Below are 20896 nucleotides of genomic sequence, written 5' to 3' on the forward strand. Positions count from 1 at the left end.
CCAAAGCTATATTGCAATAATAATATAGCAGCCCTGCCTAATTGTCTATTTAAATAAGCAGAACAATTTACTTCTGTCCGTTAATTTCTGCAGGTTTATCTTGTGGTGCATTTTGTTCATCCGGACTGGCAGCATGCCGTCTAACTTCAAGCCAGTCAATATAATTATGGTTAAGGTCGACTACCTTCAAGTCAAACTGCCCAATCGTAATCACATCATCGCGTTTAACTTTATAATTTTCTAATAGATACCCCGCGATTGTAACACTTTCGGATTCATCAAAATTCTTGTTTTTAGTTCTAAAAAAGCGCTCGAAATCATACAAGGTTGTCTTCCCTGAAATCTTGTACGAACCATCCGCATTTTTTAAAATATATTCACTTGAGACATTGTCGATTTCATCTTTAACAACTCCAAAAAGTTCTTCGTAAATATCTTTATCCGTCACAATTCCGCTGGTTCCGCCATATTCATCCAAGACCACGACAATCGGAGTTTGTTTTTGAATCATCTGCTGTAATAGTCCTTGAATTGGAGTAACTTCCGGTACTGTTATAATTGTACGTAAAAGCTTGCTGACCAAAATTCGATCGTCAACTTGAGCTTGTCTAATCAAGTCATAAATATAGACATAACCCAATATTTTATCCTTATCATTATTCGCCACGACTGGGAAACGACTAAAGCCTTGACGCAAGTAGTAGTTAATCACAGTCTTAACAGAATCAGTAATATCTACAACTTCCAGACTAGTCCGATCCACCATAATGTCTTTGGCAATTTTATCGTTAAAATCAAACGCCCTTTGCATGTAAAGCAGATCGTTTTTATCAAGCATACCACCTGTCACAGCATTTCGTGAAAGCCGGAGAATCTCAGCTTGGGTTAGTACATCGTTACTTTCACTTGCAGGCCGCAGTCCAAACAAATGAATAATCGCTGCGGCAGAAACGTTTAACAGCCAAACAAAAGGATAAAACAGGATATGAAAATAATGCAGCGGCGTCACGACCAACATCATCATTTTCATCGGCATATCAATACTTAGGTTTTTAGGCACAATTTCCGTTAGCACGACTTCTAAATATGTGAGCAACATCACCCCGAGAATGGCCCCAATTGCGTGTAGACCAGTCTCGCTGATGGGTGCAATTCGCAGTGCATCAACGATTAGAATTTCGATCGTTCCTTCACCAATCCACCCTAAAATAATTCCTGCTAAAGTCACACCAACTTGGGTGGTCGATAAGTATTCATTTAAATTTTGAACCATTTTCAATGCTGTTTGTAACTTCCGTCGGTTGCCCTTGCCTGCCTCAAGCGCACTTTCCAATGCACTTTTTCTAGTTTGAACGAGCGCAAATTCTGTAGCAACGAAAAAAGCTGCAAAATAAAAAACAACCACCATGATGAGCAAGTTAATTGCCAACTGGCCACTTGTCAAAATCCATTCCCCATTTCAATTCTTACTTCTTACCATTATAATATCATTTTTTAAGTACTGTGAACGTACTAACCATCAATTGTTGTCCTTTAACTGCCGCATTGGTAAAACAGTTTACAAAAACAACAAAGACTGTGCCAAAACGCGTGTTCTGACGCAGTCTCCTATTTTGATAACAACGCTCAATTTTTCAATACCCTACTCTATACTTGCCTTTTTCCACTAACTTTAGCCAATTTGCAAAGAAGACTGTCTGGGTTTGTTTCCAAGAAAACCGTTCATCTTGCATTTTTTCAGGATCTGCATAGTAGTTCTCCGGTTTAGCCAAAGAGGTAACTTTTTCTGGGTATGCCTGCACTTCTCGCTGGTATTCTTTTGTTAAAGCATCTTTACCATATTCAAGATGTGCAAACAAAAAAAGTTGTGGCTTTTCGCGTGCCTCTACCAAAAAAAGCTTTTGATCCGTCGTCAATGCATCAATTTGAAGTGCCGGAACAGCGCTAATCTCTGCTTGGTTGAGCTCTGCATAACGCGCATGCGGAGCCTTAAACCCAGTTGTTAAGCCATGCAGTGCAGGAGTAGGCTGTAAAATTTGATGCTTGTAAATTCCAAAGATCTTTTGTGGCAATTGCTGTTTTCCCACTCCATAAAAATAATTTGCAGCCGCCATTGCACCCCAGCAAACATAGAGCTGCGGGATTGCTGCACCTTCCAAAAAGGAAAAAAGCCGCTTTAATTCTGGCCAATACGTTACATCCTCAAACGCCAACTTTTCAAGCGGTGCTCCAGTAATAATAAAAGCATCCATCATGGCAACACGCTTGCGTGAAAGCGGCTCAGCAGTCTGCAATAAAAATGCAGGAACACTCCTATTTTGGTAATGCATAACCGGATAAAAATAGGTAATTTGGACTGCTTGTCCAGCGGCCCCTAAAACACGTTCAAAACGTCTTTTAGTATCTTCCTTGTCATGCATGATGTTTAAAATCCCAATCTTCAATAATCCACGTTCCACCGTTCTTCTCCTCACATTTTCTAATTTTGCGAGCCGGAAAAAGCCTTTTATCAATTTTCTAATTCTAACGCACCCAGAAAGAAAGTTCTAGTATAATTAATTAACAAAGTTCAGGTGTCCACTTTTAAAACTAAAGTTGTTCAACACTAATTAAAAAAGCGAGCTCTACTAATTAATTTTAGTAGCTCGCTTTTTTAATTTCAGAGTAGCCCCTACCGAGATGCCAGCTCTATAAATTTCAAGGTCAAATTTTAATACGCATTTGTCGGTTAGCCTTGTTAAACAAAGCAATTGTTAAATTCAAAGATTCAATTGCCTCATTCGTCAAGAATTCATAATCTAATGGGTGATTAACCAGCAAGTTATGTGTCGCCAAATGGCCGATCCCTAATGATAAGACATCGATTAATGCTTGATTTTCAGTTTTATCTTTACGCGGGCCACTCTTAGCCCAGCTCAACACAAGTAAACTCAAATGCTGCGCTAATGCATTCGTCATATCAAATTCATGTTGTTCTCTAATACATTTTGTATAAAAATTTCGGTTTGCGTTTAATTCAAAAAAAGTTAGTTTAATGATGTCTTCCCATGGTAGATAATTGATGTTACTGTCAATTAACTCAGATAAGCTTTCGTGTACAAACCAGCTCAACAGATCATACTTATCAAGAAAATAATCATAGAAAGTTTGACGTCTTACTTTTGCTTTGTGCATAACAAGTGTAACCGAAAGATGCTCAAAATCCTGTTCATTGACTAGTCCCTGAAAAGAAGAAGCAATTCTTTTTTTAAGAATATCTGACATTTTTCACCCTCACAAATTCACTGGTGATCCGATCCTGTCCGCCTTTCTCTCTGTGTAAATTATAACATAGTAAAGTCTTAATGAACTCGCTTTAACTTTGAATTAGCAATCTGTTTTTATTTAGTATTATTTGTGAGCATTGTCCTCAAAAAAGAATACCCACAAGTATTTTAAAATAAACCATCTTCGTTTGTAAGGGACAAATTTTCAGAAATGCACGTTGCTTAAAGTAACCGCTTACTACACAATGTAATTGTAGTTGGTAAGCGCTGTTTTTAGTGTTAACTGGTCCACAATAATACAAGGAGGATTCGTCATGACAAATAGTGCAGAATTCAATTGGTTTGGTAGTCCAGATCATTACGTTCAAGGGAAAAATATTTTGCTTAATAGTGCGGATATTCTCAGGCCCTATGGAAAAAAGTTTTTATTATTAGCCGATAAAAGCGTTTACGCAGCCGCCGGTCAAAAATTCCAAGAATATCTAACTCACAATCAATTTACTGTTGATTATGTTGAATTTAATGGTGAGTCATCCCTTACAGAAATTGAACGGGTGACAAAGATCGCTCAAGAAAAGGGTAGCGATGTCATTATTGGTCTAGGCGGTGGAAAAACGCTTGACACCTCAAAAGGGATTGCTAATAAACTAAACATCGCAAACATTATCTGCCCGTCTGCTGCATCCTGTGATGCTTCTTGCATCAAGCTTTCAATCATCTATACAGAAAACCATGAATTTGTTAAGTACCTCTTTTATGCGCATCATCCAGTACTTATTATGGCAGACACTCAAGTGATCGCCCAAGCTCCTACCCGAACTTTGTTAGCAGGAATTGGCGATGCTTTTTCGACTTACTATGAAGGCTTAGAAGTTGCTAAAAGTCATGGTCATACTCTCGCAGGCGGTCACCCTACAGATGCAGGTCTGGCAGTTGCTAAACAATGTGCCGATACATTATGGAAATATGCCTATCAAGCTCTCGAAGCGGCTGAACATAACACCGTTACCCATGCCTTAGAAAAAGTCATTGAAGCTAACATTCTTTTGTCTGGGTTAGGAGCTGAAGGGGCTGGACTTGCAGCTGCGCATTCAATTTATGATGGTTTTAGCGTACTAAAAGGTGATCCCGCTAAATTTCGTCATGGTGAAGAAGTTGCTCTAGGCGTGATGATTCAATTGATGCTGGTTGGAACACCCCAAAAAGAATTGGATAAGTTCATCGAGTTCCTCCTAACATGCGGTTTCCCATTAACCAAAAAAGACTTCCATCTTGATCAGGTCAGCCAAGAAGATCTTGAAGCATTTGCCGAAAAAGCAACTGACAAGGGTGAAACAATCGAAAATATGTCATTCAAGGTTACACCTGCAATGATTCTAGAAGCACTTGCGGGAGCAGATGCAGCGGTCACTCATTATAAGAAGACTCATACCGTACATCCCGTTTTTGTTGACAATGTTTTTGAAAAACAGGTTGGCATGCTGGTTTAATTTCACAGCAAAAGTCATACCCACTTTAGTGTTTTAGTGACCTGAATCTCTTCTAATCAAGTCACTAAAGATTAATACTTGAAACCTCCTGTTCTAAAATTGAGCGAGCTCAGCGAAAAATAAAACGTTTTTCGCTGAGCTCGCTCTTATTTTGCCAGTTAATTAATGACAGGTTAGAGTTTCTTGAATCAGCCATATTATATATAAATATAGCTCTTCACTTTTAAGTTAGTTTAGTCGCCTGAATTGCAGCCGCAATCTGCCTAATATCTGCTGGGGTTGTACGGCAACAGCCCCCGATAATCTTGGCACCCGCATCAATCCACGTGGGCACCAGCTCTGAAAAAGTCGCAGCTTGGGGATTAGTTACCCATGTTTTCGTTTGCGGCTCATAAAGATCACCATTATTGGGGTATACAATAATCGGTTTTGTGGTCACTTGCGCAATTGTTTTAATCGCGTCCGCAATCTTGGTCATCGTGGTGCAATTGACACCAATTGCACTTATTTGTGGCTCTTTCGCAAAAAAGGCGGCTGCCTGAGCCAAAGAAGTTCCATCACAAAGGTGTGTTGCATCCTTAATGCTAAAGCTCAGCCACGCTGAATATCTACTGAATTCCGTATGTAGTAACGCCACTAAGGCCTTAGCTTCTTCGAATTGCGGTAGCGTTTCAAAAGCAAACAGATCTACACCGGCATCCGCCAATAACTGCATTCTTGAACGATGAAAATCTTGAAAAGCTTTCTGCGTCAACTTGTACGCTCCTGTATACTCACTACCATCGGCCAAGTAAGCCCCATAAGGCCCTACACTACCCGCAAGCAAAAGTTGTTGCATAGCTTTTCCTTCCAATGCTGTCTGGGCCAGAAATTCCTCGCGAGCCGCCTTAGCAAGCTCGACAGCAGTAAGAATCATCTTCTGACTTCGCGCTAGACTAAAACCAGCCCTTTTAAAAGCAGTAACATTTGCCTGATATGTATCTGTAATTGCAATTGTTGCGCCAGCTGCAAAGTATTTCAGATGCACCTGTTTGATTTTTTCAGGTGCATTAATCAATGCAGTTGCTGACCATAATTCGTTATTAGTTGCAACTCCTAATTTTTCTAATTCAGTTGCCATTGCCCCATCTAAAGCTAAAACTCCCTGTTTAGCTAATTCCTGCTTAATTGGATCGCTCATCTTTTTCCTCCTGCATCCGACTTGTATCTTTTAAAAAATTGGTGCATTCTTATAATAATGTATTTTCACCTGTAATTTTAATTATCTTAACTCATTATTAATGAAAATAAAACACTGAAGGGAAAACATTTTCATGGAAGAAGAAACAACCAAGCTGCAAAGAAAAATGGAGGCCCGCCACTTGCTGATGATCTCTTTGGGAGGCGTAATTGGCACTGGCCTCTTCTTAAGTTCAGGGTACACCATTCACGAAGCCGGTCCAGTCGGTACTATCTTGGCATATCTCGTCGGTGCCGTAATTGTATACCTCGTAATGCTATGTTTAGGCGAATTATCTGTCGCGATGCCGCAAACGGGCTCATTTCACGTTTATGCGGACAAGTTTATTGGTCCAGGAACAGGATTTACTGTTGCCATTCTCTATTGGTTAACTTGGACCGTCGCACTTGGGTCAGAATTTACCGCTGCCGGGCTGATTATGCACGATTGGTTTAAAGATTCACCCACTTGGCTTTGGAGTGTGCTTTTTATGCTCATTATTTTTATGTCGAATGCTCTTTCTGTACGTTTTTTCGCCGAAACTGAATTCTTCTTCTCAAGTATAAAGGTTGTTGCCATTATTCTTTTTATCCTTTTAGGTACACTTGCAATTTTTGGCATTATTCCGCTCAAAGGCTACTCAAGCGCTCCATTATTTCACAACCTCTTTAAAGACGGGTGGTTTCCAACCGGTTTTAAAGGCGTCTTTACTACCATGTTGACTGTTAATTATGCTTTTTCAGGAACAGAGCTCATTGGAGTTACCGCGGGGGAAACTAAAGATCCTGCCAAAAATATCCCTAAAGCCATTCATACCACTTTAATTCGCCTTTGCCTGTTCTTCATCGGAAGTATTATTGTCATGTCTGCCTTAATTCCTTGGAAAGAAGCAGGAGTTACTGAAAGTCCCTTTGTTTTAGTCCTGAATAGTCTGGGATTTCCTTTTGCTGGAGCCATTATGAATTTTGTCGTTCTAACTGCAATTTTGTCGGCAGCTAATTCCGGGCTATACGCCTCAACCAGAATGCTATGGTCATTAGCAAATGAACATATGATCCCGCAAAAATACGCGCGCACTAATAAACGGGGTATCCCAATAATTGCCTTAACCCTCAGTATGCTGGGCGGGCTGTTAGCACTCCTCTCAAGTGTGATCGCCGCCTCAACTGTCTACTTAGTCTTGGTCTCAGTTGCTGGACTGGCAGTTGTGTTCGTCTGGATGGCAATTGCTTATGCTGAAATTCAGTTCCGTAAAAATTGGCTGGCTAGTGGGCACACTGTCACAGAGCTTAAATTTAAAACTCCTTGGTATCCTGTGGTTCCTTGGTTAGCCTTTAGCTTAAGCTTGCTGTCTTGTGTTTTAATTGTCTTTGACCCCACACAGCGACCCGCTTTATTTTACATGATTCCCTTTGTAATTCTTTGCTATGTTGTTTACTATACGAAAGAAAAAATAAAGCTAAACCTGCAAAAAAAGGAGTCGGCGCAAACCGGCATAGAAGAAACATCACGAAATGATTCAAAATAAACTAAAATTTGTTCTCAAACAGTTGTAGCTTACCACGTCAAACTTGAGACTAGCTCATTAATCTGACTCAGGTAAAAAGGCACTCCTCTCAGGGGTGTTCTTTTTTGTCGCCTAACAAGACTTCAAATACCATTGTTCTTTATAGAGAACAATGGTATACTAAATTTACTATTATGAAGGAGTCCTGATTCATGAAATCAAATGCCGCGATTGTCAAACAAATGCGTGAACTTGCACAACAACAAAATATTTCAATCAGTGAACTAGCACGGCGAGTAGCAATGGCAAAATCTGCAGTTTCAAAATATTTCAATGAAACGCGGGCTTTTCCTTTAAATCGACTTGAAAGCTTTGCCAAAGCACTAGGTACCACCTCTGAACATTTACTTGGAGTTGAAGTGCCGGCTAACATGACACCCGTTTATGGAGTCGTTAAAATTCCCGTAATCGGCGTGATTGCTTGCGGAGACCCGATCACTGCCGAAGAAAATATTGAAGGTTATGTTGAAGAACCTAAAGAAACATTACCGGCAGGACAACTTTTTTATTTACGTGCAAAAGGAGATTCAATGTCGCCTACTATTCCGGATGGTTCCAACGTCTTAATTCGACAGCAACCTGAAGTTGAAGATGGTGAAATTGCAGCTGTTTTATTAACTAATGAAAATGAGGCAACTTTAAAAAGAATCAAACATACCGGCAAACTCATTTTGTTATTGCCCGATAATCCCAAATACGATCCGCTGGTTTCTTCTCCAGAAAACCCCATCAAAATATTGGGCAAAGCAATCCGCTTTGTGTCAGAACTATAAACTGGCACCCAAATTACACATAAAAAATAAGACTGACTCAAAATTTCCATTTTGGTCCGTCTCATTTTATTTACCTGCATGTGACTTAATGTGGTAAGCATCAAAACTCAGCGGTAATTATTCTTTTGTGTCCAAGTTATTCTTTACATTTTCTTCGATCAGTGCAAGCTCACGCAAAATATTTGCTGTAACCTTCTGTTCTGCAACTGTGTCATCTAAAAAAGCTGTCGTTGTTCCAAACGAGTCGATGCGCAGTCCTGAAGCATTCACATTGGCAGAGACTACTATTAGATTAGTAATTTCCTCAACTTCATCATCCAACTCAAAAAAATTATCAACACTCTTAGTATTTGCAAAGGGTAAATTGATAATGCCGCTTTCAAGCATTAACGAAGCTTGTTCTGTTCCAAGCGAAACTGGTTGTTCAACTTGGACAGTCTTGCCAGCACTCACAGCCTTTTTAAATGCCGCGAACAATGGTTGCAACTGTTTTGCCGCAAATTCCGTTGCACTCTTGCACGCAATTGCTGGTAGCACCTCTTTTTGAAAATCTCCATCTTCAATCTGCTTAATAAATTCTGCGACCTTAATCTTCATCTTCGTCTCACATCCAAACTTTCAAAATAAGCTTTTTACTAAAGATTCTTATCCATATTAAAAGTTAGCCGCGATAATGTCAAACCTTGTGTGACCAATTCGCCAATCAACTTCATTGTCAACGCTCGCATTTTAGCCACAAGTTCGTAATTACTCTGTGTTAAAGCGGCGGTAACTTCGCTTTCAGTATCCACTGCAGCGACTTTTTGATCTGCAGCCGCAATCATTTGATGCTGTAATCGCCGACATTCTTTTAGATAATCTAAGTCAGTCTGAACAAAGTGAGAATAGTGTGCTTCCACTAACATTGACAACGTACGATACATCCAATATGCACTCTTAATGTCGTATTTAAGCGGTGTTTGACTCCAGCTAGGCGCAGTGTCATTTGCATTTGTGTAAAACGGTACATAGGGACTAAATGAAGGGATTCCAAAACAAATCCACATCAGAGCGGCATTTTTAGCAGGAACAGCATTCCGCAGCTGCAAAATGTGTGAATTTTGTGTCCGGTTAAGCGCAATCGGTCGGAATTTAAGGCGATCCTCTACACTGCCATGACCAAGAGGATCATATTTAGTCTCGTTATAATGTGAACTGAGAATATATTCAAGATCCTCAACCGCTATCAAATGCTCAGCGTAGCAGATAAACGGTAACTCACTAGACATTGGAGCTTGTGGCGTACTTGGATTCAAATAACGCTGCCCGTACCAAACACGCGGTGTATTATAGTGACGGTCTTTTTCTGTATCAGTTCCAAATATACGCCGGAAGTTCCAGCCAGACTTATCTGGGTTAAGGTGATGAGCCGCTACAAATTCCTGAATTCCTGCTGACCACAAATAATTTTGCGGATCATCAAAATCAATTTGCTGCTGAGCCACTTGATTTGCAGCAATCGCATAGGCATTATCCGGAATTCGGGTTGCTGCCCAGTGATGCCCTGTCACAATCTCCATGTACCAGACTTCATCCCGATCAGCAAACAAAACCCCATTGCCTTCTGGTGAACCGTACTTTTTAATTAGCTCTCCCAAATAACGCACACCTTGGCGGGCTGAATCAATGTACGGAGCAACCATTGTCTGCAGGCTGTCTTCTGCCAAGCCATTCGGCACAAAGGGGTCATATGCGAGGGCGCGTTCATTGCCATAAACGCTTTCAGTTGCAGACATAGCTACATTTTTTTCATTAATTGAACTTTCATCAAATACACCGTTATGTTCAACATCCGCGTTTGGCGTAGCCGTTAAGCGATAGCTGTTTGCCGGCAAAGGAGCTTTAAATCCATTTTGATTAGAGACTAGCACCCGCCCTGCACTACTGCTCGCCGGTCGCATGACAAACCGCTGCGGCGTCAAAGGCAAGAAAGTATCATCGTTTCGTGCAATCATCGTCGAACCATCAATTGTTGCTTCATTCCCCACTAAAATAGTGGTACATGCTTTTTCCATTACTACTCCTCCTAAAAAATAACACTCTTGATTATAAAGCGATCTCCGCTTTCAAAAAAGCATGCTTATTAATTTCTTTTAGTTAACTTGCTTTCATGTCTTAATAAGACTGCTTTAATTTCTTGGGCAAATTCCCACCGTTTAAGCGGTCGTAACTGCTGTGTTATTCGCGGCAGAAGTTTCCGAGCAGCTGGTGTCCGCAAAATACTTCCAGACAGATTCACCAGTGGCCGCTCAGGCGCATAGATCAAACCTGGATAAACAAAAAATGCACGCGCCCCTAAACGTTTTTTAGATTGCCTTTCAAGTTCCCTTTTAGCCCGCAGATAATTATGCAACAATTTGGGTGCAGCATTTGCCGAAACAAATAGCCATTTAGTTGTAGGTGCTTCAAACTGTAAAAATTCAAGAACCTTAGTCACGGGCCTAATTGTCTTTTGTTGATAATCATTATAATTACGTGCAAATAATACTCCAATTAGGTCGATCACCCAATCAGCGTCTTTTAACGGCTGTTGCCAAGCTGGTTCAGCAACTGTCAAATTAGCTTTAACCCACTGGACTTGCGGCCAGCGCCGCCACAAGGTCTCATTACCGCCAGAACGTGAAATACTGACAACTTCAAAACGACTGTCTTGCAGAAGTTCTGCGATCACTCCCTGGCCAACAAAGCCTGAACCTCCGAGTAATACTATTTTCATCTGTCGCCCTCCCTATGTAAAACTATAGCACATTGATCCAAAGATCAAACTATGCAAGCCTGCGTAAGCAAAAACTATCAACAACTAAAAAAGCCCTGCTACAACCCAGTTTTTTAAGTCTAGGTTTTTAGCAGGTACTTTGCAAATTTTTTTTAGAAGAATTGCCGCAAAATGTCCTTTAATGGTGGCAATTCTGGAATTTTCCAGTAATTTTCCAAGTATTCTTGGCCAAATTTCATATAACCCTTAGCTTCATCCATCACGATTTTGCCTGGAAGTGGAGCATCGTCTTTAACATAAGCATTGATTAAAATTGGTTTGTCCTTAATTGTATAAGCTTGATCAAGCGCTGCCTTAAATTCATCATTTGATTTGACAGTAATTCCGACCCCGCCGCATGCCTCAGCAAATTTAGCGTAATCCACATCAGCTAGATCAATCTGATAATTTAATTGGCCTGCAGATTGTTGCTCATATTCAATAAAAGCCAACTTTTGGTTATTAATCACAATACAGATAATTGGCAACTTATACTTGACAGCTGTCACAAAGTCTTGCATTACCATCGCAAAAGCTCCATCACCATTGAGCGTCAGAACCCTGCGCTTTGGATAAGCTAGCTGCCCTGCAATTGCACCTGGAAGCCCACAGCCCATCGTACCAAGCCATGATGAAATTGCAAATTTTTGGCTCTCCTTAACATGCAGAAAACGGGCTGCCCATGAAGTTGAAGTCCCTACATCGATCGAATATACAATGTCATCTGGTGCTGTCTCATCAATGTAAGCAACCATACTTTCTGGAGAGGCCGGTGCTGTATTTAATTTGCGTTTTCCAGCCATCCACTTGTTCCAGTTAGACATACTCTTTTGACAAGCCGCTAAAAAGTTTTTATCTGCATGCAAACTTCCTTGTGCATTGAGAGCTGCAATTACTTTAGCAGTATCGCCTTGAATTGCAACGTCTACTCCATAGCGCTTTCCCAAATTTTCGGCCTTTAGATCAACTTGAATACACTTAGCTTGCCCCTTAGCCGGCAAATATGGCAAATATGGATAATTTGTGCCAAGAAGTAGCAATAAGTCTGCGTTGTGCATCGCTTCATAAGCAGGTTTTGTACCTAATTTACCCACCTGTCCCAAAGAATTAGGATGATCATCTGCAATTGTACCTTTAGCTGGTAAGGTTTCAATAAATGGCAAATTATTTTTTTCTACAAATTCCCTAATTTGGCTGCCTGCCTGTTTAGCTCCGACACCTAACAAAACAATTGGCTTCTGAGCCGCTTTAAGTAGCTGAGCTGCCTGCTCTACCTGTTGTTTTGCGACTTCCGGTGTAGCCAATGCAAAAGCACGCGCAGAAGACTTATATTCTCCCTGCATCTTTTGCTCAGGAATATCATCAGGAATCGTTAAGACAGCGACCCCTTTATTCTCATAGGCACTTCTAACAGCTTCATCCACTACTTCAGGTAAGTTATCAACTGCAGAAATTGTCCGGTTAAAGACAGCTACATCATCAAATAACTTAGCGGTATTCACTTCTTGAAAGTAGCCCTCATTTAATGAAGCAGACGTTACCTGTCCTAATAAAGCCAAAACTGGTACATGATCCATCTTAGCATCGTATAAACCGTTCAATAGATGAATTGCACCTGGTCCACCAATTGAAAGACACACGCCCAATTTTCCAGTGTACTTAGCCTCTGCTGCCGCAGCTAATGCCGCCACCTCTTCGTGGCGCACCTGTGTAAACTTTATTTTTTTCTGCTGCCGGCGCAATGCATCAACAGTTGTATCAATGGAATCACCTGGTAGACCATAAACATTCTGAACTCCCCAGTCAACTAAAACATCAACCAGCAGGTCCGATCCTTTAGTATTTGCCATAAAAAACACTCCCTAAACTATATAATAATAGCTCATCAAAATCCGGGCTCACTTTTCATTCTACTGCAAAAAGATTTTGCACAACAGTTTTTTGCTTTAAAATTTCAAGGAACCTAGGCAACAGATTCAGCCTGCACAGGTTGCACCCTACCAGCAGTCCAAAATCAGTAATTTTGACTTATGGAACACGTTTACCCGGGATAAAAAAGGGGCTGTGACAAATTTAACTTTTGTCACAGCCCCGCCTGATGCTTATTTTAATTACCACAAACTCACTGCCACAGACTGAAAAAGCAGTTATTCAATCACTAATTTTGTTCCTGCAGCAATATTTTCATAAAACCATTTAGCATCTTTAACGGATAGTCTGATACTGCCGTTAGTATCTTCTTTTTGCCCCAAATTTTGGGCTTGATCTGTTCGGTACTTGCCCTTTTCATCGGTCGGAACGGTGTGAATCATGTTCTTTCCATCACCCTTCCATGACACCCAGTATTTGGCACCTTCATTTATGGTAGGCGAATAGAAGAATGCTCCTCTTTTAGACTCAACCTTAAAAGTCCCTTTAGGAAACTTCTTTTTATTATTAGAATATCCTTCTGCGTTAGTTCCAGCAGAAATATACATTTTATAGACAGTCTTCTTACCAGACATTATGTACATTCTCTGACGCTTAAGTGAAACTTTCACCCACATCTTTGGTAGAAATTTAGCGTCTGGATAATCCTTTTTTTCAGATGATTTACGCCAGTTAATCGGATAGCGCATCTCTGGATCAGTACTTTTTTTCTTTAAAGTTGCTTCCTTTTTAGCCTGTTTAGCAATCTTAACTTGATTTTCTTTTTCTACATGGCGCACATAAACCACACTTCCGGCAGCAATGCACACAAGTACCAGTGCGACAGCCCACGCAAATATTTTCTTCTTATTCATCTGACCCATCCTTTAATTTTTATTAAGTCTGACGCTTTCAACATCAAAGATTCGGTCGACCCAGCCTTCATAAAAGGGTTCTTCATGGGAAACAAGTAACACATTCCCAGGAAAAGCAATTAACGCATCACGAAGCGCATTTTTGGTCTGTTCATCCAAGTGATTAGTCGGCTCATCCATAATCAGAAAATTACTTGGTTTAAGTTCCAGGATACACAACTTTACTTTTGTTTGTTCTCCACCACTTAACAAGCGCATCGGCTTCATGATGTTGGCTGGGCTCAAGCCTGCTCTTGCAAGCCGCTGACGCACGGTCTTGGCTTCCAAGCGCGGATAGACATCCTGCACAATTCCCAAAGGAGTCTGGTCCGGATTTTGCCACTCTAAATCTTGGGTAAAATAGTTCACTTCAGCGGCATCTACAAATTTAGCACTGCCTCCAAAAGTCGGAATTAAACCTAAGATTGATTTGATCAAGGTCGACTTTCCAACACCGTTAAATCCTTTGAGTACCACTTTTTCGCCGTGACTAAGCGAAAAAGTCACCGGTTCCAGCAAGGGCGCCTGATATCCGACTGATAGTCCTTCAACAACCAAGGTTGCCGAGGAAAGCAGCTCAATGTACGGAAATTTAAAATGCGCCTGCAAGGCATCACTAGGAGGATCAACACGTTCAAGTTTGTCCAGTCTTTTTTGCCGAGACTTAGCCATTGTAGAACGCGAACCGGCTTTATTTTTCCTAATATAAGCCTCATCTTTTTCAATTTGGCGTTGCTGTTTTTCGTATGCTTTCAATTGCACTTCTTTTTTTTGCTCTTTTTGCTTGACTGCTGCACTGAAACTGCCGGTATACTTAGTAATTTTCCCGAATGCTACATCAATAATTGTATTTGTAATCTGCTCTAAAAAATTATAATCATGCGAAATAACCATGAAGCTCCCAGAAAAATCTCTCAAATACCCAATCAACCATTCGATGTGCTCGGTATCAAGGTAATTAGTCGGCTCATCCAGCAAAAGAACATCAGGTTCCTCAAGGAGTAGTTTAGCCAGAATAATCTTAGAACGCTGTCCTCCACTACATTGATCAACTTGCCGTTCTTTGCCGATTGCGTCAATTCCTAATCCGGTCATCACTTGTGCAATCCGGGTTTCTATCTCGTAAAAACTGCCAGCCTCTAATTGCTCCTGGTAACGTCCCGCCTTTTCCAACAGCTCATCATTCATCGTCTTTGCATATTCTTCATAGCATTTAGCCTGAGCTGCACTAATTCGGTACAAATTTGCAAACGCAGATTTTAAAAAGGCAAACACTGTCAGTTCGTGTGCGTTTTGTGCATACTGATCCAAGTAACCAATTTTGACACCTTTTTGCCATTTAATACTGCCTTCATCAGGCAATTCTTGGCCAGTAATGATTTTAATCAGTGTACTTTTTCCTGCTCCATTTTGGCCAATCACGCCCATATGATCTTCTTTATTAAGTCTAAAGGCTGCATTCTGATACAGCTGTTTATCAGCAAATGAATGTGCCAGACCATCAACTTCTAAAATACTCATTATTCTCCATCCTCTTACCGGGTGATTATATCATACTCTCTTCAACAAATAATAATTTATTCCAACAAAAAAGCCAACATTAAACGTCACTGACGCCTCATGTTGGCAGATAATTTTTAAGGATAAAAAAGCTGCTATTTTGCTGCTTTTTCCAACTCTGCACGACTCTTCAAAAACTCCAAAACATTTTGATGTTGTGCACGACGTTTCTTAATATTTTTCTGATTTACAGGGCGGCGATCATTTGCAACCCCAACATGTGTGTTCTGTGACATTTGTGTAGTTTCCTCCCTTCATTTATTGCGTATCACTTTATGTTAAACTGTAATACAATTTTTTTCAAGTTCCATTTTATGCTTTCCGTCGCCGCCGTGATTTAGCCTTCTGCAAGTTGACACTCAATAATTCCTGCAAAATCGCTACATGTTGGCGATAAAGATCATCCAATCCCAACTTTTGGTAAAGTGAGAAGGTATCAGAGATAATCTTTAGCCCCTGCTCATAATCACCATCATTAATGATTTTGAGTCCCTCAAAGAAAGTTTTGTTACTCAAAGCGCTAACATTGCTTGAATCAACTTTAATTTTATTTAAGAGATTATAGTAGTAAGCTACGTGTTCTTTTTTGTTAGCCTTCATGAAGAGTAAGATTGCGTTGCACAGCGTTTTAATTTTCAGGTTTTCAAGCGTGATGTCTTGAACTTCTGCTTCAGTATCCCAATCATGATTTTGTAACAACTTTTCTGTTGAGGAACTATCAAACATAAAGATTGCATCCGAAAATAGCGAATATTCATAATAGCCCCATTTGTGACTTCTTGACAAATAGTGCATGATTTCCTTGCGCTCGCTCAAAGTACTTTCACTTGTTTTGCCTAATGTTTTCTTCATCGCATCAGCAATCACCGCCAGATTATGAAGACGTAAAAGATGTGATGCGTTGTACTCTTTTTCAATCTTTTTCTCGATGGCCTTGATCTCTGTAAGATTTCCCTGGGCGAAAGCCTGTTTCAAATCATTACGACAACTGCGATAATGGTCGTCTTTTTTTATAAACTTCCCAAAAAGCTTCATAAATTCATCGGCACCGACATTTAATCTATCCAATATATGTAAGAAAGTATCCGCGGTTGTCTCCACCAGTCCGCTTTCATATTTATAATACATTGAGCGTGACAGTAAATCGTCATAAATTGTTTTCGCTTTAATTCCTTTTGCAGTTCGAATGTTTTTAACTAGCTCTCCTGTTTTCATCTTTCCGCCCCTTTTAATATTTTATTGCACAAGTGTTTAATATATAACAGTTGTTCAAAAAATGGTCATTCTATTATATATCAGTGAAATTTGGTCTTAATACTATGCACAATCTATTTTTACGCTATTCATTGCAATAATAAAGCTTTGTGAAATATAAAATGATTTTTACAAATAATTGTTTTCCCCTTTTTTTAATACTTGGCATCCAATAAAATAATAAATTGGAAACTTTATTGTCTTCCCCAGTACCCGGTGTTACAAGTTTATGATACCAGATTATTCTCTAAAAGTAACCATTATTTCAGATTTTCCCAGCTGAATTTACCTCAATTTCCAAATAACGTTCTGCTTTTTTATATCGGTCACTCTGTTTTCAAATTTAACTTTTATTTTCAGATAAAAGTAGGAAAAAAGTGGAAAACCGCATTCTGTTGTTAAATGCACAGTTGCTCAGCAAAGTAGCAGACAAAGCCTTCACTTTATGCATTAATAACCGTGAATTGGGAGTCAAACCCTTTTTTAAACAAATTTAATGGAAGAATGAAGAAAAATGGATTGCAATAAAATTAAAAAAACAGCTTAATAAAGATTACACTTACGCACTTAAACTAAAAAAGCCATGCCAAAACTTATCAGTTTTGTCACAGCCCCTCTTTTATTCCGGATAAAAGTGTGCCATAAGTCAAAATTCTCCGTCTAACTTCGAATTACTCATAGCAAAGTACTCGCTATGTTCGTAATTTCGAGTTAGCACTCAAATTTTCCCGACCTATGTCACACTCTCCTTCATACATACAAACACCGAGTCATTTAAATTTATTCATATCGGATTGAACATAGCTTAAAACTTTCTGCTAATTTTGCTTTTTCAATAAGTCACGAATTTCTTCTAATAGTTGAACTTCAGGTGTAATTTTAACCACCTTTTTCTTATTGACTAATTTATTAACAGCTTTAACCAATAAAAAGATCACAAATGCAATAATCAAGAAGTTAATGACTGCGTTGATGAAACTTCCAAATCTGAAAGTTGCACTTCCAATTTTTAAGACCCAGTCAGAAAAATCAATGCCACCAATAAATAACCCGATTAACGGATTAATCAGGTAATTTACCAAGGCCTTCACAATTGAGGTAAATGCACCGCCGATAATAACACCAACTGCTAAGTCCATCACACTGCCACGCGAAATAAACTCTTTAAACTCTTTAATCAACTCAAACACCCCTATGTAATTAATTAGTTTTAATGTAGCAATAATTAGTAAAACATTCAACTAAACGGCCTTATAAAACAACTATTTGTCTCTTAGGTAGGTTTCTGAGTATTAAACTTCCTAAAAAGATTACCATATGCTACATTTAAGCTAGTATAAAGAAAGGATTGTCATCCAATGAAACAAACATATCACCAGCTTTCTTCCACAAAAACACTTGAGCAGCTGCAAACCGCTAAAACTGGTCTAACACCAGGTGCAGTTGACGAACGTTTGCAAAAGTATGGTCAAAATGTCTTGCGCGAACAAAAAGGAACAACGCTATTGCAGAAGTTCTTGAGTCAGTTCAAAGACTTGATGATTATTATTTTGATGGTGGCTGCTGTAATTGCCTTCTTTGCCGGTGATGCCTCGGACGCAGTTATTATCTTTTTAGTAGTGATCTTAAACGCAGTCTTCGGCGTTTTTCAAGAAGCGAAAGCTGAAAATGCGATTAATGCTCTCAAAGAAATGACGACCCCCTCTTCTCGTGTGCGCCGTGACGGGCAAGTCCAAACTGTAAAAAGCTCAGAACTCGTTCCAGGAGATATTGTTTTGCTTGAAGCAGGAGACATTGTTCCAGCCGATTTGCGGCTCCTTAAAACTGCCTCACTACAAATCGAAGAAGCGGCATTAACGGGCGAATCTGTCCCGGTCGATAAAAGTGAAGCACCGCTTGCTCAATCCAAGCTTCCTCTTGGAGACCGTAAAAACCTTGGTTATATGAATACCAACGTCACCTATGGAACTGGTGAAGGTGTTGTGATTGCCACTGGTATGGAAACTGAGGTTGGACATATTGCGACGATGCTTAACAGCGTTGATAAATCAATTACACCTCTACAAAAAAATATTATTCATCTTAGTAAAATCCTGAGTATCCTTGTTTTGCTGATTGCCGTCTTAGTTTTTGCAATTGGGATTCTCGTTGGCCGTTCCTCAGTGCTTGAGATGCTGCTAACGTCAATTTCTTTGGCTGTTGCTGCTATTCCTGAAGGATTGCCCGCCATTGTGACAATCACATTGGCATTAGGAACGCAGACAATGGCTAAACGCAATGCCTTGATCCGAAAGCTGCCCGCCGTTGAAACACTGGGAACAACAGAAATTATCGCTTCTGATAAAACTGGCACATTGACACAAAATAAAATGACGGTCGAAAAAATCTACCTCCCTGATGCCTTGCAGGATGCCGCACAAGCCTCATTAACGCTTCAGGATCGTTTGACTCAAATCATGATACTTGCAAATGATAGTCAAAAGACACCAACCGGTCTGGTCGGTGATCCCACAGAAACTGCCCTAATTCAGTATTATCTCAACAAAAAATTAGAGCTTGTGTCACTGGAAAAAGATTATCCACGCGTTGCCTCAATTCCATTTGATTCAAAGCGAAAACTAATGTCCGCACTTGTTAAGAATAACCAACAAAACTATGTGATGACAAAGGGCGCAATTGATGAGCTGCTCAAAAGAACAAATCGAATTGAAGATCACGGTCGTATCCGGAAAATAACTTCTCAGGACCGAGCGCGTATTATGGAAGTCAACCACCAACTTGCGCTGCAGGCTCTACGTGTCTTGGGGTTTGCTTATTCCCCAGTTGAAGCTATGCCAGCTTCCTTGAATTCAGAAAACCTTGAGAAAGATTTAATCTTTGTCGGCATGGTCGGCATGATTGATCCTGAGCGTCCTGAAGCTAAAAATGCCGTGACTGAAGCACGGGCAGCTGGAATTCGCCCTTTGATGATTACTGGAGACCATAAAGATACCGCAACGGCAATTGCTAAACGCTTAGGGATCTTAAAAAGCACGGACGAAGACGCCGTAATCACGGGCAGTGAACTTGACCAGCTTTCCACTCAAGACTTGAACCAAAAAATTGCCCAATACTCCGTTTTTGCGCGTGTTGCACCTGAGCATAAAGTCAGAATCGTTAAAGCTTGGCAAAATAGAGGAAAGATTGTGGCGATGACGGGGGACGGTGTCAATGATGCACCTGCACTTAAAACAGCAGACATTGGTGTTGGTATGGGAATCACTGGGACAGAAGTTTCTAAAAATGCCAGTGACATTGTACTTGCAGACGACAATTTTGCAACGATTATTGTAGCAGTTAAAGAAGGACGGAAAGTCTTTGCTAACATTCAAAAGGCAATTCAGTACTTGTTATCCGCTAACCTCGGCGAAGTTTTAACCCTTTTCTTTATGACAATGCTGGCATGGGATATCTTCGCCCCGGCACAAATTTTATGGATTAACCTTGTCACAGATACATTTCCTGCAATCGCGCTGGGAATCGAACGTGCCGAAGCGACTATCATGCAACGCAGACCGCGTGGTAAGCAATCAAACTTCTTCAGCGATGGCGTTATGTCGAGTATCCTTTATCAAGGAATCTTAGAGGGTGCGCTAACTTTAGGAGTTTACTGGTTTGCACTTCAATTCCCATTTCACCATTCTTACACATTGATTCACGCTGATGCTCTGACAATGGCATTTGCAACGCTTGGTTTAATTCAACTATTCCACGCATTCAATTCCAAGTCATTGCACGGCTCAATCTTCAGAAAAGATTTGTTTAACAATAAAATGTTTAACTGGTCGATTCTGATTTCAGGTATATTATTGTTTGCTACTATCCTAGTTCCAGCCTTTAATGCAACCTTTAAAGTTACTCCGTTAGCACCACAGCAATGGTTGCTTGTCTTCATCGGTGGCACATTAATGCTCGTGATCGTCGAAGTTGTTAAGCTGGTGCAGCGTAAGTTACTCTATAAAAAATAAAAAAGACTACAAAAGCTTTGGAATGTTAGGCTTGAATTGCAAAATAAAGAGGGACTGTGACAAAAGTTAACTTTTGTCGCAGTCTCTCTTTTATTCTGGATAAACGTGTTCCATAAGTCAAAATTCTCCGTCTAACTTCGAATT

Annotated in this window: 17 protein-coding genes; 4 read left to right on the top strand and 13 right to left on the bottom strand. The window is 40.1% G+C overall.

Going from position 1 to position 20896, the window contains the following annotated elements:
- Positions 1-67 precede the first annotated feature (67 nt).
- The 3 genes from AB3Y88_RS05235 to dhaS all read right to left on the bottom strand — a co-directional run bounded on the left by AB3Y88_RS05235 (position 68) and on the right by dhaS (position 3264).
- Entirely contained in the window at positions 68-1444 is a 1377-nt protein-coding gene (locus AB3Y88_RS05235) for a hemolysin family protein (RefSeq protein ID WP_056961057.1), read from the bottom strand.
- A gap of 190 nt (positions 1445-1634) precedes the next feature.
- Complete coding sequence (locus AB3Y88_RS05240; protein WP_082610485.1) at positions 1635-2459, bottom strand: homoserine O-succinyltransferase; 825 nt, start codon at positions 2457-2459, stop codon at positions 1635-1637.
- Between the two features lie 244 nt (positions 2460-2703).
- Positions 2704-3264 carry a dihydroxyacetone kinase transcriptional activator DhaS gene (gene dhaS / locus AB3Y88_RS05245; protein ID WP_228887991.1) on the bottom strand — a complete coding sequence of 187 codons (561 nt, stop codon included), beginning with the start codon at positions 3262-3264 and terminating at the stop codon, positions 2704-2706.
- Between the two features lie 316 nt (positions 3265-3580).
- Here dhaS and AB3Y88_RS05250 point away from each other — a divergent pair, with 316 nt between their 5' ends.
- Positions 3581-4756: a glycerol dehydrogenase gene (locus AB3Y88_RS05250; RefSeq protein WP_056961058.1), complete on the top strand. Its 1176-nt coding sequence runs from the start codon at positions 3581-3583 to the stop codon at positions 4754-4756.
- 223 nt (positions 4757-4979) lie between these two features.
- On the opposite strand, the gene mmuM is transcribed toward AB3Y88_RS05250, so the two are convergent.
- Positions 4980-5936 (bottom strand): homocysteine S-methyltransferase, encoded by a 957-nt coding sequence (gene mmuM / locus AB3Y88_RS05255; protein WP_228887990.1) that lies wholly within the window; start codon positions 5934-5936, stop codon positions 4980-4982.
- A gap of 133 nt (positions 5937-6069) precedes the next feature.
- Here mmuM and AB3Y88_RS05260 point away from each other — a divergent pair, with 133 nt between their 5' ends.
- Positions 6070-7503, top strand: coding sequence for an amino acid permease (locus tag AB3Y88_RS05260; RefSeq protein WP_228887989.1), 1434 nt, complete (start codon positions 6070-6072; stop codon positions 7501-7503).
- 191 nt (positions 7504-7694) lie between these two features.
- Positions 7695-8315, top strand: a complete 621-nt coding sequence (locus AB3Y88_RS05265; protein WP_056961061.1) for a LexA family transcriptional regulator — start codon at positions 7695-7697, stop codon at positions 8313-8315.
- A 117-nt stretch (positions 8316-8432) separates the two neighbouring features.
- On the opposite strand, the gene AB3Y88_RS05270 is transcribed toward AB3Y88_RS05265, so the two are convergent.
- From AB3Y88_RS05270 to mscL, 9 genes are all read right to left on the bottom strand, one after another.
- Complete coding sequence (locus AB3Y88_RS05270) at positions 8433-8912, bottom strand: hypothetical protein (RefSeq protein WP_054756956.1); 480 nt, start codon at positions 8910-8912, stop codon at positions 8433-8435.
- A gap of 38 nt (positions 8913-8950) precedes the next feature.
- Positions 8951-10369, bottom strand: a complete 1419-nt coding sequence (locus tag AB3Y88_RS05275) for a C69 family dipeptidase (protein ID WP_056961062.1) — start codon at positions 10367-10369, stop codon at positions 8951-8953.
- Positions 10370-10437: 68 nt separating this feature from the next.
- Positions 10438-11070: an NAD-dependent epimerase/dehydratase family protein gene (locus AB3Y88_RS05280; protein ID WP_056961063.1), complete on the bottom strand. Its 633-nt coding sequence runs from the start codon at positions 11068-11070 to the stop codon at positions 10438-10440.
- A 152-nt stretch (positions 11071-11222) separates the two neighbouring features.
- Complete coding sequence (locus AB3Y88_RS05285) at positions 11223-12959, bottom strand: pyruvate oxidase (RefSeq protein ID WP_056961064.1); 1737 nt, start codon at positions 12957-12959, stop codon at positions 11223-11225.
- A 297-nt stretch (positions 12960-13256) separates the two neighbouring features.
- Positions 13257-13892, bottom strand: coding sequence for a L,D-transpeptidase (locus AB3Y88_RS05290; RefSeq protein ID WP_228887988.1), 636 nt, complete (start codon positions 13890-13892; stop codon positions 13257-13259).
- A 12-nt stretch (positions 13893-13904) separates the two neighbouring features.
- Complete coding sequence (locus tag AB3Y88_RS05295) at positions 13905-15452, bottom strand: ABC-F family ATP-binding cassette domain-containing protein (RefSeq protein WP_056961066.1); 1548 nt, start codon at positions 15450-15452, stop codon at positions 13905-13907.
- A 134-nt stretch (positions 15453-15586) separates the two neighbouring features.
- Positions 15587-15727 carry a hypothetical protein gene (locus tag AB3Y88_RS05300; protein ID WP_164478094.1) on the bottom strand — a complete coding sequence of 47 codons (141 nt, stop codon included), beginning with the start codon at positions 15725-15727 and terminating at the stop codon, positions 15587-15589.
- Positions 15728-15803: 76 nt separating this feature from the next.
- Positions 15804-16706: a helix-turn-helix domain-containing protein gene (locus tag AB3Y88_RS05305; RefSeq protein ID WP_228887987.1), complete on the bottom strand. Its 903-nt coding sequence runs from the start codon at positions 16704-16706 to the stop codon at positions 15804-15806.
- An 857-nt stretch (positions 16707-17563) separates the two neighbouring features.
- A complete protein-coding gene (gene mscL / locus AB3Y88_RS05310) occupies positions 17564-17926 on the bottom strand; it encodes a large-conductance mechanosensitive channel protein MscL (protein ID WP_056961068.1) in 363 nt (120 codons plus the stop codon).
- A 177-nt stretch (positions 17927-18103) separates the two neighbouring features.
- Here mscL and AB3Y88_RS05315 point away from each other — a divergent pair, with 177 nt between their 5' ends.
- Positions 18104-20752, top strand: coding sequence for a cation-translocating P-type ATPase (locus tag AB3Y88_RS05315; RefSeq protein ID WP_056961069.1), 2649 nt, complete (start codon positions 18104-18106; stop codon positions 20750-20752).
- The last annotated feature ends 144 nt before the right edge of the window (positions 20753-20896 follow it).

The sequence above is a fragment of the Liquorilactobacillus satsumensis genome (assembly GCF_964065465.1).
In the GTDB taxonomy this organism is placed as follows: Bacteria; Bacillota; Bacilli; order Lactobacillales; family Lactobacillaceae; genus Liquorilactobacillus; species Liquorilactobacillus satsumensis.

Excerpts from the sequence above, each read along its gene's own strand:
- dhaS (WP_228887991.1), bottom strand. The coding sequence starts at position 3,264 with ATGTCAGATATTCTTAAAAAAAGAATTGCTTCTTCTTTTCAGGGACTA.
- AB3Y88_RS05250 (WP_056961058.1), top strand. The coding sequence starts at position 3,581 with ATGACAAATAGTGCAGAATTCAATTGGTTTGGTAGTCCAGATCATTAC.
- mmuM (WP_228887990.1), bottom strand. The coding sequence starts at position 5,936 with ATGAGCGATCCAATTAAGCAGGAATTAGCTAAACAGGGAGTTTTAGCT.
- AB3Y88_RS05260 (WP_228887989.1), top strand. The coding sequence starts at position 6,070 with ATGGAAGAAGAAACAACCAAGCTGCAAAGAAAAATGGAGGCCCGCCAC.
- AB3Y88_RS05265 (WP_056961061.1), top strand. The coding sequence starts at position 7,695 with ATGAAATCAAATGCCGCGATTGTCAAACAAATGCGTGAACTTGCACAA.
- AB3Y88_RS05270 (WP_054756956.1), bottom strand. The coding sequence starts at position 8,912 with ATGAAGATTAAGGTCGCAGAATTTATTAAGCAGATTGAAGATGGAGAT.
- AB3Y88_RS05275 (WP_056961062.1), bottom strand. The coding sequence starts at position 10,369 with ATGGAAAAAGCATGTACCACTATTTTAGTGGGGAATGAAGCAACAATT.
- AB3Y88_RS05280 (WP_056961063.1), bottom strand. The coding sequence starts at position 11,070 with ATGAAAATAGTATTACTCGGAGGTTCAGGCTTTGTTGGCCAGGGAGTG.
- AB3Y88_RS05285 (WP_056961064.1), bottom strand. The coding sequence starts at position 12,959 with ATGGCAAATACTAAAGGATCGGACCTGCTGGTTGATGTTTTAGTTGAC.
- AB3Y88_RS05290 (WP_228887988.1), bottom strand. The coding sequence starts at position 13,892 with ATGAATAAGAAGAAAATATTTGCGTGGGCTGTCGCACTGGTACTTGTG.
- AB3Y88_RS05295 (WP_056961066.1), bottom strand. The coding sequence starts at position 15,452 with ATGAGTATTTTAGAAGTTGATGGTCTGGCACATTCATTTGCTGATAAA.
- AB3Y88_RS05300 (WP_164478094.1), bottom strand. The coding sequence starts at position 15,727 with ATGTCACAGAACACACATGTTGGGGTTGCAAATGATCGCCGCCCTGTA.
- AB3Y88_RS05305 (WP_228887987.1), bottom strand. The coding sequence starts at position 16,706 with ATGAAAACAGGAGAGCTAGTTAAAAACATTCGAACTGCAAAAGGAATT.
- AB3Y88_RS05315 (WP_056961069.1), top strand. The coding sequence starts at position 18,104 with ATGAAACAAACATATCACCAGCTTTCTTCCACAAAAACACTTGAGCAG.